At 73.5% G+C, this 14,667-nt stretch carries 10 protein-coding genes; 7 read left to right on the top strand and 3 right to left on the bottom strand.

Features of this window, described 5'->3' with window-relative positions; all coding sequences use genetic code 11:
* Nucleotides 1–154: 154 nt before the first annotated feature.
* Genes ACN9MM_RS38335 through ACN9MM_RS38325 form a run of 3 tightly spaced genes read left to right on the top strand, consistent with a single transcriptional unit; the run spans nt 155 to nt 7,055 of the window.
* Nucleotides 155–1,309 (top strand): ATP-binding protein, encoded by a 1,155-nt coding sequence (locus ACN9MM_RS38335; protein ID WP_426368445.1) that lies wholly within the window; start codon nt 155–157, stop codon nt 1,307–1,309.
* Nucleotides 1,306–5,121 carry a vWA domain-containing protein gene (locus tag ACN9MM_RS38330; RefSeq protein ID WP_426368443.1) on the top strand — a complete coding sequence of 1,272 codons (3,816 nt, stop codon included), beginning with the start codon at nt 1,306–1,308 and terminating at the stop codon, nt 5,119–5,121. Before ACN9MM_RS38335 ends, ACN9MM_RS38330 begins: the two co-directional genes overlap by 4 nt.
* On the top strand, nt 5,118–7,055 hold the full coding sequence (locus ACN9MM_RS38325; RefSeq protein ID WP_426368442.1) for a hypothetical protein: 1,938 nt from the start codon (nt 5,118–5,120) through the stop codon (nt 7,053–7,055). The genes ACN9MM_RS38330 and ACN9MM_RS38325 overlap by 4 nt, the downstream gene beginning before the upstream one ends.
* Nucleotides 7,056–7,185: 130 nt before the next feature.
* Here the strand turns inward: ACN9MM_RS38325 and ACN9MM_RS38320 are convergent, their stop codons facing one another.
* The gene (locus tag ACN9MM_RS38320; protein ID WP_426368440.1) at nt 7,186–7,938 is read right to left on the bottom strand and encodes an alpha/beta fold hydrolase; all 753 of its coding nucleotides are present in this window, start codon (nt 7,936–7,938) and stop codon (nt 7,186–7,188) included.
* A gap of 87 nt (nt 7,939–8,025) precedes the next feature.
* Between ACN9MM_RS38320 and ACN9MM_RS38315 the strand changes: the two genes are divergently transcribed.
* From ACN9MM_RS38315 to ACN9MM_RS38305, 3 genes are all read left to right on the top strand, one after another.
* Entirely contained in the window at nt 8,026–8,553 is a 528-nt protein-coding gene (locus ACN9MM_RS38315; RefSeq protein WP_426368439.1) for a PadR family transcriptional regulator, read from the top strand.
* A 107-nt stretch (nt 8,554–8,660) separates the two neighbouring features.
* On the top strand, nt 8,661–9,764 hold the full coding sequence (locus ACN9MM_RS38310) for an abortive infection protein (RefSeq protein ID WP_426368437.1): 1,104 nt from the start codon (nt 8,661–8,663) through the stop codon (nt 9,762–9,764).
* Between the two features lie 204 nt (nt 9,765–9,968).
* Nucleotides 9,969–10,172 (top strand): cold-shock protein, encoded by a 204-nt coding sequence (locus ACN9MM_RS38305; RefSeq protein ID WP_147981444.1) that lies wholly within the window; start codon nt 9,969–9,971, stop codon nt 10,170–10,172.
* A gap of 63 nt (nt 10,173–10,235) precedes the next feature.
* Here the strand turns inward: ACN9MM_RS38305 and ACN9MM_RS38300 are convergent, their stop codons facing one another.
* Nucleotides 10,236–11,864: an ABC-F family ATP-binding cassette domain-containing protein gene (locus ACN9MM_RS38300; protein WP_426368435.1), complete on the bottom strand. Its 1,629-nt coding sequence runs from the start codon at nt 11,862–11,864 to the stop codon at nt 10,236–10,238.
* Nucleotides 11,865–11,943: 79 nt separating this feature from the next.
* Nucleotides 11,944–13,578, bottom strand: coding sequence for an ABC-F family ATP-binding cassette domain-containing protein (locus ACN9MM_RS38295; protein ID WP_426368434.1), 1,635 nt, complete (start codon nt 13,576–13,578; stop codon nt 11,944–11,946).
* Between the two features lie 593 nt (nt 13,579–14,171).
* Between ACN9MM_RS38295 and ACN9MM_RS38290 the strand changes: the two genes are divergently transcribed.
* Nucleotides 14,172–14,630, top strand: a complete 459-nt coding sequence (locus ACN9MM_RS38290) for a DUF1877 family protein (protein ID WP_426368433.1) — start codon at nt 14,172–14,174, stop codon at nt 14,628–14,630.
* The last annotated feature ends 37 nt before the right edge of the window (nt 14,631–14,667 follow it).

Genomic DNA, 14,667 nt, shown 5'->3' with positions numbered 1-14,667 from the left:
CCCTCCGCCGAGGCACCGCCGAACCCCACCTGAGCCGCCGCTGACCGGCCGCCCCGTCGTCAGTACGGTGCGGCGCGCCCACCCCGGGAGCGCCGCACCGGCCCCACCCCACCCACCCGTACACGCACGTCGCACCACGACGAAGGACACCCGAATGACTGTCACCGAACAGACCACCCCCGTCCGGCAGGGCATGCCCGTCGAGGAGCGGCACACGGTCGAGCTCGCCTTCCTCGCCGCCCAGGACCCCGGCCCGCGGCCGCCCGGCTGGGCCCTCACCCCGCGTGCGGTCGTCACGTTCGTCTGCGGCAGCGACGGCGTGGAGCTGACCCTGCCCGAGCGTCACGCGGACCTGCCGTCCACGCTCGTGATCCCGCCGAAGTTCGTCGGCGAACGCGCCCTGGTCGAACGGTGTGTGGTCACCCTCGCCGGAGAGCGCGGGCTGCTGCTCACCGGAGAGCCCGGTACGGCCAAGTCGATGCTGTCGGAGCTGCTCGCGGCCGCCGTCAGCGGAACCAGCGCCCTGACCGTGCAGGGAACGGCCGGCACGACCGAGGACGCGTTCCGCTACGGCTGGAACTACGCGCTTCTCCTCGCCCAGGGCCCCACCCCGCAGGCCCTGGTGGACTCCCCCGTGCTCGCCGCCATGCGGGCCGGGCGAGTGGTCCGGATCGAGGAGATCACCCGCTGTCTGCCCGAAGTCCAGGACGCCCTCGTCTCCCTCCTGTCGGACCGCCGCATCAGCGTGCCCGAGCTGACCTCCACCGAGGACGCGGTGGTCCGCGCCGCCCCGGGCTTCACCGTCATCGCCACCGCCAACCTCCGCGACCGGGGCGTCTCCGAGATGTCCGCCGCGCTCAAGCGCCGCTTCAACTTCGAGACCGTGGACCCGATCGCCGACGCCGACGCCGAGGCGGTCCTGATCCGCCGCCAGGCCGTCGCCGCCGTACAGCGGGCGGGCGCGGCCTTCGCCGTCGACGACGCCGTCCTCGACGCCCTCGTCACCGTCTTCCGCGACCTGCGCTCCGGCCGCTCCACCGAGGGCTGGGACGTGGAACGCCCGGGCACGGTCATGTCCACCGCCGAGGCCGTGCAGGTGGCGGCGTCGCTGGGGGTCTCGGCCGCGTACCTGCCGGGCGGAGACGTGCTGGACCTGCTTCCGGGCCACCTGCTCGGCGTGGTCCGCAAGGACGACCCGGCCGACCACGCGCGGCTCCTCGGCTACTGGGACGGCCCGGTGCGCCGCCGCGCCGAGGGCGGCTCGGCGATGTGGCGCCGGCTCTGGGACCTCCGCGGGAGCCTGCGTTGACGACGACCGTCGATCCCCGAGCCGCCGTGGACGCGCTGGCCGCGTCGCGCGCCCCGTACCTGCTGGGAGTACGCCACCACAGCCCGGCACTCGCCGCGGTCGTGCCCGCCCTGCTGGACGAGGCACGGGCCGAAGTGGTCTGCGTCGAGCTTCCGGCCGACTTCCAGCCCTGGCTGGAACACCTCGCGGACCCCGAGACCGTCGCCCCGGTCGCCCTGGCCGGGGCGGGCGGGGGCGGACGGCTGTCCTTCTACCCGTTCGCGGACTTCTCGCCGGAGCTCGCCGCCGTCCGCTGGGCCCGGGAGCGAGGGGTGGAGGTCGTGTGCTGCGACCTTCCCCTGGGCGACCCGGGATGGTCGGCGGAGGACCCCGGACCGATGCGCGAGCCGGACGTGAGTGACGACGTTCGCCGGGACGTCGAGACGTCCGGGGGGACATCGGGGGCATCGGGGGCCGCCGATTCACCGGGCCCCGGCACGGACCCCGGCCTGGTTGCCGGTCCCGGTGACGGGTCGCCGCAGCGGCGGGGCTCGTACGCCGACGGGCTCGTCGCCGCCGGGACCGGCCGTGACGGGGACGACCTGTGGGACCGCGCGGTGGAGGTGCTGGCTCCGGGGTGCGCCCCGGACGCGGTGCGCCGAGCCGCACTGGGCGTGGGCTGGGCCCTGCGTACCGACGCCGTCGTACCCGCCACCGACCTCGCGCGCGAGGAGCGGATGCGGCAGGTCGTCGCCACCGCCGCAGCGGGCGGCCGCCGGGTGGCAGCCGTGATCGGCGCCTTCCACGCACCCGCGCTCCTCGCGCCCACGGAGGAGACGGGCGCACCGTGTGAACAGGTCTCGGCGGCCGTCACCGCCGAGACCGGTCCGGCCCCCGCGCACGGCACAACCGGCCCGGCGGCAGGCACGACCGGGGTCGGCAGCCCCGCGACGCACGACGACTCGGCCGTCACCTCGCTCGTCCCGTACTCCTTCGACCTGCTCGACTCCCGGTCCGGCTATCCCGCCGGCATCCGCGACCCGCTGTGGCAGCAGGCCGTGCTCGGCGCGGCCGGCGACCCGGAACGGATCCTGAAGGCGGCCGCCGACGCGGTGACCGCTCTGTGCCGGGAGATGCGTCGCGCGGGTCACACCGCGGGCACCGGCGAGGCCGCCGAGACACTGCGCCTGGCCTGCGACCTGGCCACCCTGCGCGGACTGCCCGCCCCCGGGCGCGGTGAACTGCTGGAGGCCGTCACCACCGTCCTCGGTCAGGGCGAACCCCTCGGCCGGGGCCGGGCCCTGGCCCGCGCACTGGAGGCCGTGTTCATCGGTACAGCGCGCGGCCGGATCAGCCCGCACGCGCCCCGGTCCGGTCTCGGCCCCTCGGTCGAGGCCGAGCTCGCGGAACTGCGGCTGCCCCGCCCGGACGACCCCGACCGGCGCGACCTGCGTCTCGACCCGCTCCGTTCGCCCCTGGACGGTCGTCGCGAGGTGCTGCTCCAGCGACTGCTGGTGATCGGCGCCTCGTACGGAGAACCCCTCACCGTGGCGAGTACGGGCGACGGCACCGCGCTCGGCACCAAGTGGCGTCTGACGTGGACGCCGTCCGTGCCCGCGCGCCTCGATCTCGCGGGAGTGCGCGGGGTCACCGCGGCCCAGGCCGCAGCCGGCACGCTCGCCGCGACCGCGCGCCGCGAGGTCGCCGAGGGCGGTCCCACCCCGGACCAGATCCTGACCGGGTTGGTCGCCGCCGCACGCTGCGACCTTCCCGAGCTTGTCGACGCGCGCCTGCACGAGGCCTCCTCCGTGCTGTCCGACAGCGCCGACCTACCGGAACTCCTGCAGGCTCTGGACCTGCTGGAGGGACTGCGGCGTGGCCACTACCCCGGCACGACGCAGGACGCCCGCGCGACGGCCTGCGCGCTCACGGAGGAGCTGCTCGAAGCCGCCGTCCGCTCCCTGCCCGGTCTCGCGGGGAGCGACAGCGCCGACGACGCCGGGGCGCTCGTGGCGCTGGCGGACCGAACGGCCGCCCGGCACCTGGGCCTCCGGCTCGATCGGGCCCTCACCGGGTTGGCCACCGACGGCTCCCCGCTCATTCAGGGAGCCGCCCTGGCGGTGCGGGTGCTGCTCGACCTGGACGACGCGACCGGGCTCGGCCACCGCACGGCCGGCTGGATCGACGGTGCCACGACGCCCGAGGCGCGCCGTGCGCTGTCGAAGCGTCTCGTGGGGCTGCTCACGGCCGCCGGGCCCCTCCTCCAGTCGTCACCGGACGCGCTCGCCCCGCTGATGGACCGGGTCGACGCGCTGGCCGACACGGAGTTCCTCGATCGGCTCCCGGCTCTGCGCGGGGGTTTCGACACGCTGGCGCCGGCCGCTCGCGACCGCCTGCTCACGACGGTGACGGAGCGGCTCGGCGAAAGGCTCGACCTGTCACTCGACGCCCCCTCGGAACTGCTCGCCCTGTGGGCGGCGGCGGACGCGGCCGGATCGGCCGCGCTGAAGGCCCTGGGCCTTTCGGGGACGGACGAGGCCGACGGCCCCCGACCCGGGACCCCCGCCCATGGCACCGTCCCCGGATCGACCGACGAAGTCCTCACCACTGGACCCGCGGACGAAGGCCCCGTCACCGGATCCACGGACGATGCGACCACCGCCGCACCCGCACCCGCCTCGTACACCGCGCCCTCGGGCCACGGGGACCGGCGGCTCGGGCCCACCGACCGCTGGCGACTGCTGCTCGGCCGGCACAAGGAACGGCTCACCGGAGAAGCACGCCGCTACGCCCACGCCTTGGACGAGCTCTACGGTCGCGGGCGCGGCGAGGGCGCGCAGGACCTGGACGGCGGCGCACCCGGTCAGGGCGGTGGTCAGGACCCGTCCTTCCCCACCGCCCGGGAGTGGTCGCAGGAGCTGGAGGCCCTGTTCGGCTCGGACGTGCGCGAGGAGGTCCTCGCGGGGGCCGCCGAAGCAGGTCGCGTCGACGTGCTCGCGCAGCTCGACCCGGAGGCGGTACGCCCGTCGGTGGAGCTGCTCGGTTCGGTACTGTCCCTGGCCGGAGGCATGCCCGAGTCCCAGCTCGCCCGGCTGCGTCCGCTGGTGAAACGGCTCGTCGACGAGCTCGCCCGGGAACTGGCCACCCGCCTGCGCCCCGCGCTCTCCGGCCTGTCCACACCACGCCCCACCCGACGCCCCGGCGGACGCCTCGACCTCGCCCGTACGCTCCGGGCCAACCTCGCCCACACCCGCCGCACCCAGGACGGCCGGGTGGTGGTCGTGCCGGAGCGCCCGGTGTTCAGCACGCGGGCGAGCAAGGAGGCGGACTGGCGGCTCGTCCTCGTCGTGGACGTCTCCGGTTCCATGGAGGCCTCGGTGATCTGGTCGGCACTGACGGCCGCGGTCCTGGGCGGGGTGCCTACCCTGTCCACACACTTCCTGGCCTTCTCGACGCAGGTGATCGACCTGACCGACCGGGTCGAGGATCCGCTGTCGCTGCTGCTGGAGGTCCGGGTCGGCGGCGGGACGCACATCGCGGCCGGTCTCGCGCACGCCCGCTCGCTGATCACCGTGCCGAGCCGCACGCTCGTCGTCGTGGTCAGTGACTTCGAGGAGGGCGCACCGCTCGCCGGGCTGCTGGGCGAGGTGCGCGCCCTGGCGTCCTCCGGCGCCCACCTGCTGGGTTGCGCGGCGCTCGACGACACCGGCACTCCGCGCTACTCGGTGCCGGTGGCGCGCCAACTCGTCGCGGCCGGCATGCCGGTGGCCGCACTCAGCCCGCTCGCCCTCGCCCGCTGGGTGGGCGACCGCCTCCGTGGAGAACCCCGTTGAGCATCGGACCCCTGCCTCCCGTCGCCCCCGATGTCCTTGCCGACGCCGTCGAGCAGCTCAGCGCACGGCTGCGCAAGAAGCTCGACGCGGCCGTCGCGGACTGCGCCGACCGGGCCGCCGCCGCGGCCGACGGATCGGTCGAGGTCTGCTTCGGCGAGGACGCCACGGTCACCCTGCGCCCGGGCCCGTCCGGCGCGGTCACGAAGGCGGAACAGGCCGTGTGCACGTGCCTGTTGGCTCCTCGCTGCCTGCACCGGGCCGCGGTCCTGGGGGCGGCTCCCCTCGATGACGGGGAGGCTGACGCGTACGGAACCGACGCCCCGGCCACGGACGGGGCCGCCGGCGCGGGCGCAGGCTCCGGAGAGGACTCGGCCGCCGGCGACGGTCCGGCGGCCATCGCCCCCGGGCAGCCCGTCGACGCACCTACGGACGACCCGCGCCGTGCGGCTGACGCGGCGGGGTCCCAGGTCGGGGCCAGGGTGGCCGAGCCGACTGCTCCGGCCGCCCTCACCCCCGCGCAGGTGCGCGCCGCAGAGGCGCTCTGGGCAGTCTCCGCCGAGGCCCTGGCCGCCGGCGTCACGGCGGGTGGCGCGGTGGTGCAGGCCGAGCTGCTCCGCGCCGCCCACACCGCTCGGCTGGCCGGGCTTCCGCGTGCCGAGGCCGCCGCGCTGCGTGTCGTGCGGGGCCTGAGAGCGGCGCGGGAGCGAAGTCAGGGGCAGCGTCTGAGCGATCTCACGGAGGCCTTCCGTGAGCTGCTGGCCGGCGCCGCGGCGCTGAGTTCCGGGTCGGCCGACGCGGGTGTGACGGGATCCGTGCGCCGGGTCTACGAACAGGGCGGCAGCCTGCGGGTGTACGGCCTGTGCCGGGAGCCCGTGCTGTCCGCGACCGGGTACGGCGGTGTGACGACGCATCTGATCGGTTCGGACCGTGCCGGATACACGGTGTCCGACGTACGGCCCGGCGGCCTCGCCCGCGCGAAGGGCGCGGGGTCCGCGCCCGTGGCACTCGGCGGCGGGGCCCTGGACCACGCCGGGCTGGCGCGCGGGGGTCTGCGGATCGTCGGCGCGAGCGTCTCCGCGGACGGACGGCTCGGGGCGGGGCGGGGTGTCAGTGCGACACCGCTGCGAGGAGTGGACTGGTCCGAGGAACCCGTCGCCGCGCTCTTCGCCCGTCCGGTGCGGGAGGTGATGGCCGCCGTGCCGGCCGACGACGCGTCCGGGGCGGGTGAGGCCGGCCGGACGGCGACGAGCCTGCTGGGCTGCGACGTCGAGGTGATCGGGGCGGCCGGTGACGGTGTCGTCGTTCGCGTCGCCGGGGAGGGACCGCTGGTGCGGCTGCGTGCCGCGCACCCTCATCCGGAACTGCCGTACGCCGCCAACCTGCGCCGGATCGCCCAGTACCCCGGGCTCGCGCTGCGCGTGCTGGGCCGTCCCGACCTGGACCGGGCGGCGACGCTTCGGCCGCTGGCGGTCGGGCCGGTGCCGGGGGCGTCGGCCACGCTGCGGCTGCCGGACGGGTGGAGCGGACGTGCCGACCTCGGCTACGACCGGCTCCAGGGCGAGCACTTCCCCCGCGAGAGGGCGGGGGCCGCAGCCTCCGAGCCGGTGACCGCGGGTCCCGACCCGTTGGCGGACGCGCCGCTGTGGCGCGTACGGCGCCTGCTGGAAGCGGGCGTGGCGGGCGGTCGCCGTGCCGTGGCGGAAGCGGGCCGCGGAACGGACGCGGCCTCGCTCGCCACCCGGCTGACCCGGGCGGGACTCGGCGGAGCGGCACACCTCGCCCAGGCCCTGACCACGGAGGCGGGCCGCCGCCCCCGCGACGCCTTCGGCCGCCTCACGGACGCCTCGGCCGACGGCTACGCAAGGGCCTGGCTCGCCTCGGCCGTCCATCTGGCAGCAGCGGAACGCTCGCTGGTGGCCTGGTCCTGGTCCTGAACCACAGCGAGCGCCCCCCGGGGCCACCCGGCGGGCGCTCGCGACCGCTCGAACACCGGGGGTCCGGGTGAGGTACGCCCCCTCGAGCCGGCCGCACCCGAGGGCGGCGGCCTACCGCCGCCAGACAGGGCTAGCCGGCCACCGCCCGGGTGAAGACGTCGGGGTTGTCGAACATGATGTTGTGGCCGGCGCTCGGGACGGTCACGACGTCCACTCCGGCTGCCCGGAGACCGTCCGCGCCCTGGAGGTCGCCGCTCAGCTCGCCCTGCAGGTAGACACGCGGCACGCGCGCGTGCCGGAACATCTCGCGCATCATGGGGTCGGTGCCCCGCACCAGGTGGGCGGCGGATCGGTGCAGGGCCAGCGGGTCGGCCAGGCGCATCGTGGCCGCCCAGCCGGGGCCGACTCGTTCCAGGACGCGGGCGAAGCCCCCGCCTCGTACGAACTCCTCCTCCGTGTACGACGCGATGCCGCTGCTGCCCGCCGTGGGCACCGGGAACGGATCGAGGTTGCCCTCGGTGACGACGAGCCGCCCCACCAGGTCGGGCCTGCGGTGGGCGAGGACGATGGCGACCGCTCCGCCCATGCTGTGTCCGGCGATCACCGCACCGCGCACGCCTGCCACGTCCAGCGCGGCGGCCAGAGCGTCCGCGTGTTCCTCCAGCGAGTAGCCGAAGTCGGCGGGCCGGTCGCTGATGCCGTGTCCCGGCAGGTCGACGAAGAGCACCTGTCGGCCCGCGAGCTCGGGCCGGGTCCCGATGTGCGCGTGGTACACGGTCGACGCGGCGCCCAGACCGTGGACGAACACCACCGCGGGCCCCTCCCCTGCCGCCTCGGTCCATCGGATGACGCTGCCCCGCTCGTCGAATCGCGCTTCGCGCACAGTCCACTCCCCTCTCGAATACTTCGACATCACAGTACTACGTTGACGTAGTACTACGGCATCGTCGTCATGAGAGAGAATGCGGGCATGCTGGAACTCTCGATCCTCGGCTTCCTCTACGAGGCACCGCTGCACGGCTACGAGCTGCGCAAACGCATCACCGCCCTCACCGGTCACGTACGCCCCGTCGGCGAATCCACGCTGTACCCGGCGATCAAGCGCCTGGAGAAGGCCGGCCTGCTCGTCCGGGAGTCCCAGCCCGGTCCGGCCGCCGCCCCCCGACAGGTCCTCACCCTCACCGCCGCCGGCCGCGACGAGCTCCGGCGCCGCCTCGCGGACGCCGACGGCCCCGAAGTGACGGACGAGAACCGCTGGTTCACGCTCCTGGCCTTCCTGCGCCACCTCGACGAGCCGGCCGCCCAGGCCGCCGTCCTCCGCCGCCGCCTCGCCTTCCTGCAAGAACCCGCCAGCTTCTTCTACGACGGTGAGCGCCCCTTGCGCGCCGAGGACCTGGACGACCCGTTCCGCCACGGCATCCTCACCATCGCCCGCGCCACGACCCGGGCGGAACTCACCTGGCTCCGGTCGACCCTCACCGACCTGGAGGGCGCGTAGGGGCGCCGCCCCTCGCGCCCAAAGTCGCAAGAGGCAACGACTTTGGGCGACACATACGAGCCCTTCGGCCGACGTGCCACCGACCGCGCTCCGAACAGACTCACGACATGACAACAGCACGAATCGCCCGTCGGACCCTGCTCGCGGGCGCCGCGGCGCTCTCCACCGCCTGTGTCGCCGGCAACGTCCATGCCCGGACGACGTCCACCGACGCAGCCCCGTCGCGACGGACCCCCGCATCGCTCACCTACAAGGGCGTCAACTTCGATACGGACCGGGACGTCTGGCGGACGGAGTACGTGCGCCGGGAGATCGGCGCGATCAGGCAGCAGTTGCACGGCAACGCGGTCCTGCTGCTCGGCCACGACCTCGACCGGCTGACGGAGGCCGCGTCCATCGCGGCCGCGCACGGCCTGTTCGTCTGGTTCGAGCCACGGCAGTTCGACAAGGACCCGGAGCAGACCCTCGACTTCCTCGGCTCGGTGGCGCGCGCTGCCGAGCGGCTGCGCGCGCGACGCTCCGGCGTGGGCGTCTCGGTCGGTACCGAGCTGACCATCTTCATGTCCGGCTTGGTGCCGGGCAGCGACTACAACGAGCGCGGCCAGGCGCTGACGCGCCCGGAGTCCGCCGGATTCCAGGAACGGCTGAACGCCTTTCTGGACCGGTCGCTGAAGACCGTACGGCCGCTGTTCGCCGGACCGGTCACGTACAGCTCAGGGGACTGGGAGGAGGTCGACTGGCACGGCTTCGACGTCGTCGGGGTCAATCTCTATCGGAACGCGGAGAACAAGGCCGGCTACGTCGAGCGCCTGCGTTCCCTGAAGCGGCACGGCAAGCCCGTCGTCGTCACCGAGTTCGGCTGCTGCACGTTCACGGGGGCCAGGGAGCAGGGCGGGTCGGGGTTCAACGCGGTGGACTGGGAGCGGGAGCCTCCGCTGGTCCGGGACGGCTTCACACGCAACGAGCGGGAGCAGGCCGACGAGGTCGGGGACCTGCTGGACCTCTACGCGGCCGAGCGGCTGCACGGCGCGTTCGTCTACAACTTCATCGCCCCCGACTCGCCCTACTCCCCGCAGCGCCGCCTCGACCTGGACATGGCCAGCTTCGCACTGGCCAAGACCTTCCCGACCGGCACGCCGCGCGGCTACGCGGAGACCGGGCAGTGGGAGCCCAAACCGTCCTTCCGGACGGTGGCCGCCCGGTTCCGGTAGGGCGGGGACGATCCGGACGCGGGTGCCGCGTGCCGGCGACGCTGACGGGCATCGGCAGCGACGTCTCGCACAGTCCTCCGGAGCAAGATCCGATGAACGGGTGTAGGCACGGGGGTGTGCGGGCAGGACTGGTTCGGGCGTCCGAAGGGGACGCCCGGGGTGGTCCTCATCCGGGCCACCGCTGAATTGACCAGAAGGACGAGCATGGCCAGCGGCACCGTGAAGTGGTTCAACTCCGAAAAGGGCTTCGGCTTCATCGCCCAGGACGGCGGCGGACCGGACGTCTTCGCCCACTACTCCAACATCTCCGGCAACGGATACCGCGAACTGACCGAGGGCGAGACGGTGACGTTCGACATCACCCAGGGCCAGAAGGGCCCGCAGGCGGAGAACATCATCCGCGGCTGAGGCCTGCTCCGGCTGCCGTTGGCGCCTCCACACCGTGGAGGCGCCAACGGGCCTCCGGCCCACCTAGTCCCGTACCGGCTTCAGCCGCAGCTCGTGGTCCTGCCACCGGCGGCGCAGCCATCGGTCGTGGCTCGCCAGAACGATCGCGCCCGGGCCGCTGCCCAGTGCCGCCTCCAGTTCGTCGCACAGGCGTGGTGAGAGGTGGTTCGTGGGCTCGTCGAGCAGGAGCAGTTGGGGTGGCCGGGCCATCAGGAGCGCCAGCGCGAGGCGGCGGCGTTGCCCCACCGACACCTGCCCGACGGGCTTGTCGAGGTCCGCTTCGGCCAGCAGCCCGAGGCGCGTCAGCGGCATCCGCTCGGCTTGCTCCGGGCCCACCGTCCGTGTGTACGTGTCCCGTACCGTGCGATCGGGCCGGGCGAACACAGTGTCCTGCGTCAGCAGTCCCACTGTCAGCCCGGGCCGCCTGCGTACCTCGCCCTCGGCGGTAAGGCGTCCGGCGAGCACCGCGAGCAGGGTCGATTTTCCGGCTCCGTTGACGCCGGTGACCAGCAGCCGCTCGGCCGTCGACACCTCAAGGCCGGGCAGTACGAGCCGTCCCGGCACACGTACGTCCGTCAGGGACACCAAGGGGTCCGTGCCGTCCGGAGCGGGCGTCGCCGGGCGGGGCGCCGCGAACCGCAGCGGGGTCGGCGGACGGGCGACCTGCGTGCGCTCCAGTTCCCCCAGCCTGCGGGTCGCGTGTCGCACGCGGCGGGCGATCTGGCTCTGGACGCGGCCCGCCCGGTGGCCGTACCCCATCTTCTCGTGGTCGCGCGGCCCCCGGTCCGGCGCCAGCCGGTGTGCCGTCACCCCCGCCGCGTGCCGTGCCGCCTCCAGCTCCTCCTGTTCCTCCTCGTACCGGCGCTCCCAGCGGTCACGCTCGGCGTGCTTCTCGCGCACGTAGGCGCTGTAGTTGCCGCCGTAGCGGACCGGTCCGTCGACCGCCGGATCGAGGTCGATCAGGTCGGTGCACACGGCGTCGAGGAAGGCCCGGTCGTGGCTCGCGAGGATCACGGCTCCGGGCAGGCCTCGTACCTGTTCCTCCAGGAAGGCTGCGGCGCCGTCGTCGAGGTGGTTGGTCGGCTCGTCGAGCAGCAGCGCCCGTGGACGGCGCACGAGGAGCGCCGCCAGGGCGAGACGGCCGCGCTGGCCGCCGGACAGCGAGCCCAGTGTGCGGTCGTGGGCGAGTGCCCCGAGACCCAGTCCGTCGAGGACCAGGGCGGCCCGACGGTCGGCGTCCCAGGACTCGCGGTCCTGGGCCTGTTCGAGGAGTCTGCCGTACGCGGCGAGCAGCGCCGGGTGGCGCGGATCGTCCTCCGGGACGCGCGCCAGTTCCTCGCCGAGCCGTTCCAGCCGCGCGAGGTCCTCACGGGCCTCGTGCAGTGCCTCGTCGAGCACGGTGGAGAGGGTGGATCTGGTGTCGTAGGGCAGCTCCTGGTGCAGGAAGCCGAGGTCGGCCGGGCGCGAGACGTTCCCGGCGTCGGGCTCGTCCACACCCGCCAGCACCCTCAGGAGGGTGGACTTTCCGGTGCCGTTCTCCCCGATCAGGCCGATGCGGTGGCCGGGGGAAGCGGTGAGGGACACGCCGTCGAGGACACGGCGGCCCCCCAGGTCACGGACGAGGTCATGAGCGAGCAGAGCGGGCTGGGGCACGGGGAACCTTCCCATGTGTTCGGGGGCAGGCCCGCCGGGCACGAGGCCTCGGACGCGGGCCGCGGCACACACCGGCGGCTCACACGCCAGGAGCTCCTGTCGTCCCGAGCGCTCCGTCGGCCAGCCGCAGCCAGCGGTTCACCCCGATCCCGGCGAGGAAGCGCTCGTCGTGACTGACCACCAGGAACGCGCCCTGGTAGGAGTCGAGCGCGCTCTCCAACTGGCCCACGCTGACCAGGTCGAGGTTGTTGGTCGGCTCGTCGAGCAGCAGCAGTTGCGGGGCCGGTTCCGCACACAGGACGCAGGCCAGGGTGGCGCGCAGCCGTTCGCCGCCGGAGAGCACGCCGACGGGCAGGTGCGCCCGGGGGCCACGGAAGAGGAAGCGTGCGAGCAGGTTCAGGCGCTCCGCCTCGGGCCGCGCGGGCGCGGCGGTGGCGAAGTTCTCGGCCACGGTGCGCTCCGGGTCCAGCAGGTCAAGGCGCTGGGACAGATAGGCGACGCGACCGCCGCCGCGCCTGATCTCGCCGCCGGTCGGCGCGAGTTCGCCGGTGATCAGCCGCATCAGGGTGGTCTTGCCGGCGCCGTTGGGCCCGGTCAGGGCGATGCGTTCGGGCCCGCGTACGGAGAGGTCGACGCCGCCCTGCGCGAAGACGTCCTTCCCACCGTGCCGTACCTGCATCCCCTCGCCGATGAAGAGGTCGCGCCCGGCGGGCACCCGGGTGTCGGGCAGGTCCAGCGTGATGCGCTGCTCCTCGCGCAACGCGCGTCCGGCCTCGTCGAGACGGGATTTCGCCTCGCCGACCCGGGCCGCGTGCATCTGTCCGGCCCGGCCCGCGGACTCCTGCGCGCCCCGCTTCATGGTGCCGGCGAAGATGCGGGGCAGCCCGGCGCTCTTGAGGTTGCGGGCGGCGTTGCTCGCCCGGCGGTCGGCGCGTTCCCGTGCTTGCTGCAGCTCCCTCTTCTCCCGCTTCAGTTCCTGCTCGGCATTGCGGACGTTCTTCTCCGCGACCTCCTGCTCGGCGCGTACGGCCTCCTCGTAGGCGGTGAAGTTGCCGCCGTAGAACCGCAGCCGGGAGCCGCCGAGTTCGGCGATGCCGTCCATGCGGTCGAGCAGGGCGCGGTCGTGGGCCACCACGAGCAGGAGGCCCTTGAAGTCCGACAGCACGTCGTACAGCCTGTGCCGGGCATCGCGGTCGAGGTTGTTGGTCGGTTCGTCGAGCAGCAGGACGTCGGGGCGCTTGAGCAGTTGGGCGGCGAGCCCGAGCTGGACGACCTGACCGCCGCTGAGGGTACTCAGGTGGCGGTCGAGAGCGACGCCGTCGAGGCCGAGACGGTCGAGCTGGGCGCGGGTGCGTTCCTCGATGTCCCAGTCGTCGCCGATGGTGGTGAAGTGCTCCTCGCTGACGTCCCCGGACTCGACGGCGTCCAGGGCGCGGATCACCGCAGCGACACCGAGCACCTCGGCGACCGTGAAGTCACCGGTCAGAGGGAGTTCCTGGGACAGGTGGCCGAGCGTGCCGCTGACCGACACCGAGCCGGTGGAGGGCCGCAGTTCACCGGCGATCAGCTTGAGCAGGGTGCTCTTGCCGGAGCCGTTGGGAGCGACCAGGCCGGTGCTGCCGGAGGTCAGGGCGAAGGACAGGTCGTCGAAGACCGGGGTGTCGTCGGGCCAGGCGAAGGACAGGTTCGAGCAGACGACGGTGACGTCGGACATGGTGAGACCTCAAGAGGGCTGGGGGTGGAGACAGCTCCGCCCCGGGCAGGTGTGGGAGAAGGAGGTACGACGGACGAACCACTCCGGCGGCGCTTCCTCAGCACGCCCAGTGGCCGTCAGATCCGGGTCTCACCCGGAGATGTCGTCGTCACCCACCACGTCTGCGACTCCTCGATACACGGTCTACGTCTCCTGCAGCCTAACAGTCGGCTGGTCCGTCCGGCCTTCGAATTCAGCCCAGGCGTGTCGCCACCGGCCCCGGCCACGTGGCGACGGGCGGCCTGTTCGCAGCCGCACCGAGCGGTCACCGGTCGCTGTGCGCCGCTAGGGCGTACTGCCATGACCGGCTCCGCGCGGCTTCCGCTGCTCTTTCTCGACGTCGACGGGCCGTTCTCCTGGTGGTGCCCTCGCGGACCCGAGTCCGGTTGGTGTCCTGGGACGTGTTTCGAGAGGCATGCGCGGGTGGCGCGCGTCGACAGCGCCGGCACGTGACTGTCAGTGTGTTCGGGTAGGTTCCGTCCGTTCGGCCTGACAGGTGGGTCGTTCGAGTCGAGGGATTCGTCGTAGTGAGCATCCACCTTCACTTTCGTGCCGTGGCTGAGTCTGTGATCAGGGACGACCACACCTGGCTCGCCGCGTTCATGTCTGAGGCTTGGGAAAACCACGAAGACGAGTACGCGGCAGGCATCGCCCACTCGATCGACAAGAGCTGGGACGCCGTCAACGACCTCTGTGCCGCGGCCGATGCCCTCTCTGCGGACGCCCAGGATTCCGGGAACCTGCCGATCTACGGCGGCCGCCCTGTGCCCCACAGCGCCGACGCCGACCCCTCGGATCCCCCGATGATGCTCCTGGAGCCGGCCGGGGTGTCACAGGCCGCGCGGTTCCTCACGTCTGCCTCTTTCGACGAACTGTGGAACGTCGTCGGTGCCAGGTTCAGCGCCCTCGGCCGGCCCAGGCAGGAGTACCTCGAACATCACCGGGACCTCCAGGGGTTCTACGAGCGGGCGGCATCGGCGGGTCACGCCGTGGTCAAAGTGGTGTGGGCTTGAGAGTCGGGATGCCGCCCAGGCGTGATCCGAGAAGAGA

Origin of the sequence: Streptomyces sp. E-08 (assembly GCF_049913095.1) — a bacterium.
In the GTDB taxonomy this organism is placed as follows: domain Bacteria; phylum Actinomycetota; class Actinomycetes; order Streptomycetales; family Streptomycetaceae; genus Streptomyces.
This window is presented reverse-complemented; position numbering and strand designations above follow the sequence as displayed.

What these genes read in the sequence shown, in the direction of transcription:
- ACN9MM_RS38335 (WP_426368445.1), top strand. Translation starts at nt 155, where the DNA reads ATGACTGTCACCGAACAGACCACCCCCGTCCGGCAGGGCATGCCCGTC.
- ACN9MM_RS38315 (WP_426368439.1), top strand. Translation starts at nt 8,026, where the DNA reads ATGCTGGAACTCTCGATCCTCGGCTTCCTCTACGAGGCACCGCTGCAC.
- ACN9MM_RS38310 (WP_426368437.1), top strand. Translation starts at nt 8,661, where the DNA reads ATGACAACAGCACGAATCGCCCGTCGGACCCTGCTCGCGGGCGCCGCG.
- ACN9MM_RS38305 (WP_147981444.1), top strand. Translation starts at nt 9,969, where the DNA reads ATGGCCAGCGGCACCGTGAAGTGGTTCAACTCCGAAAAGGGCTTCGGC.
- ACN9MM_RS38295 (WP_426368434.1), bottom strand. Translation starts at nt 13,578, where the DNA reads ATGTCCGACGTCACCGTCGTCTGCTCGAACCTGTCCTTCGCCTGGCCC.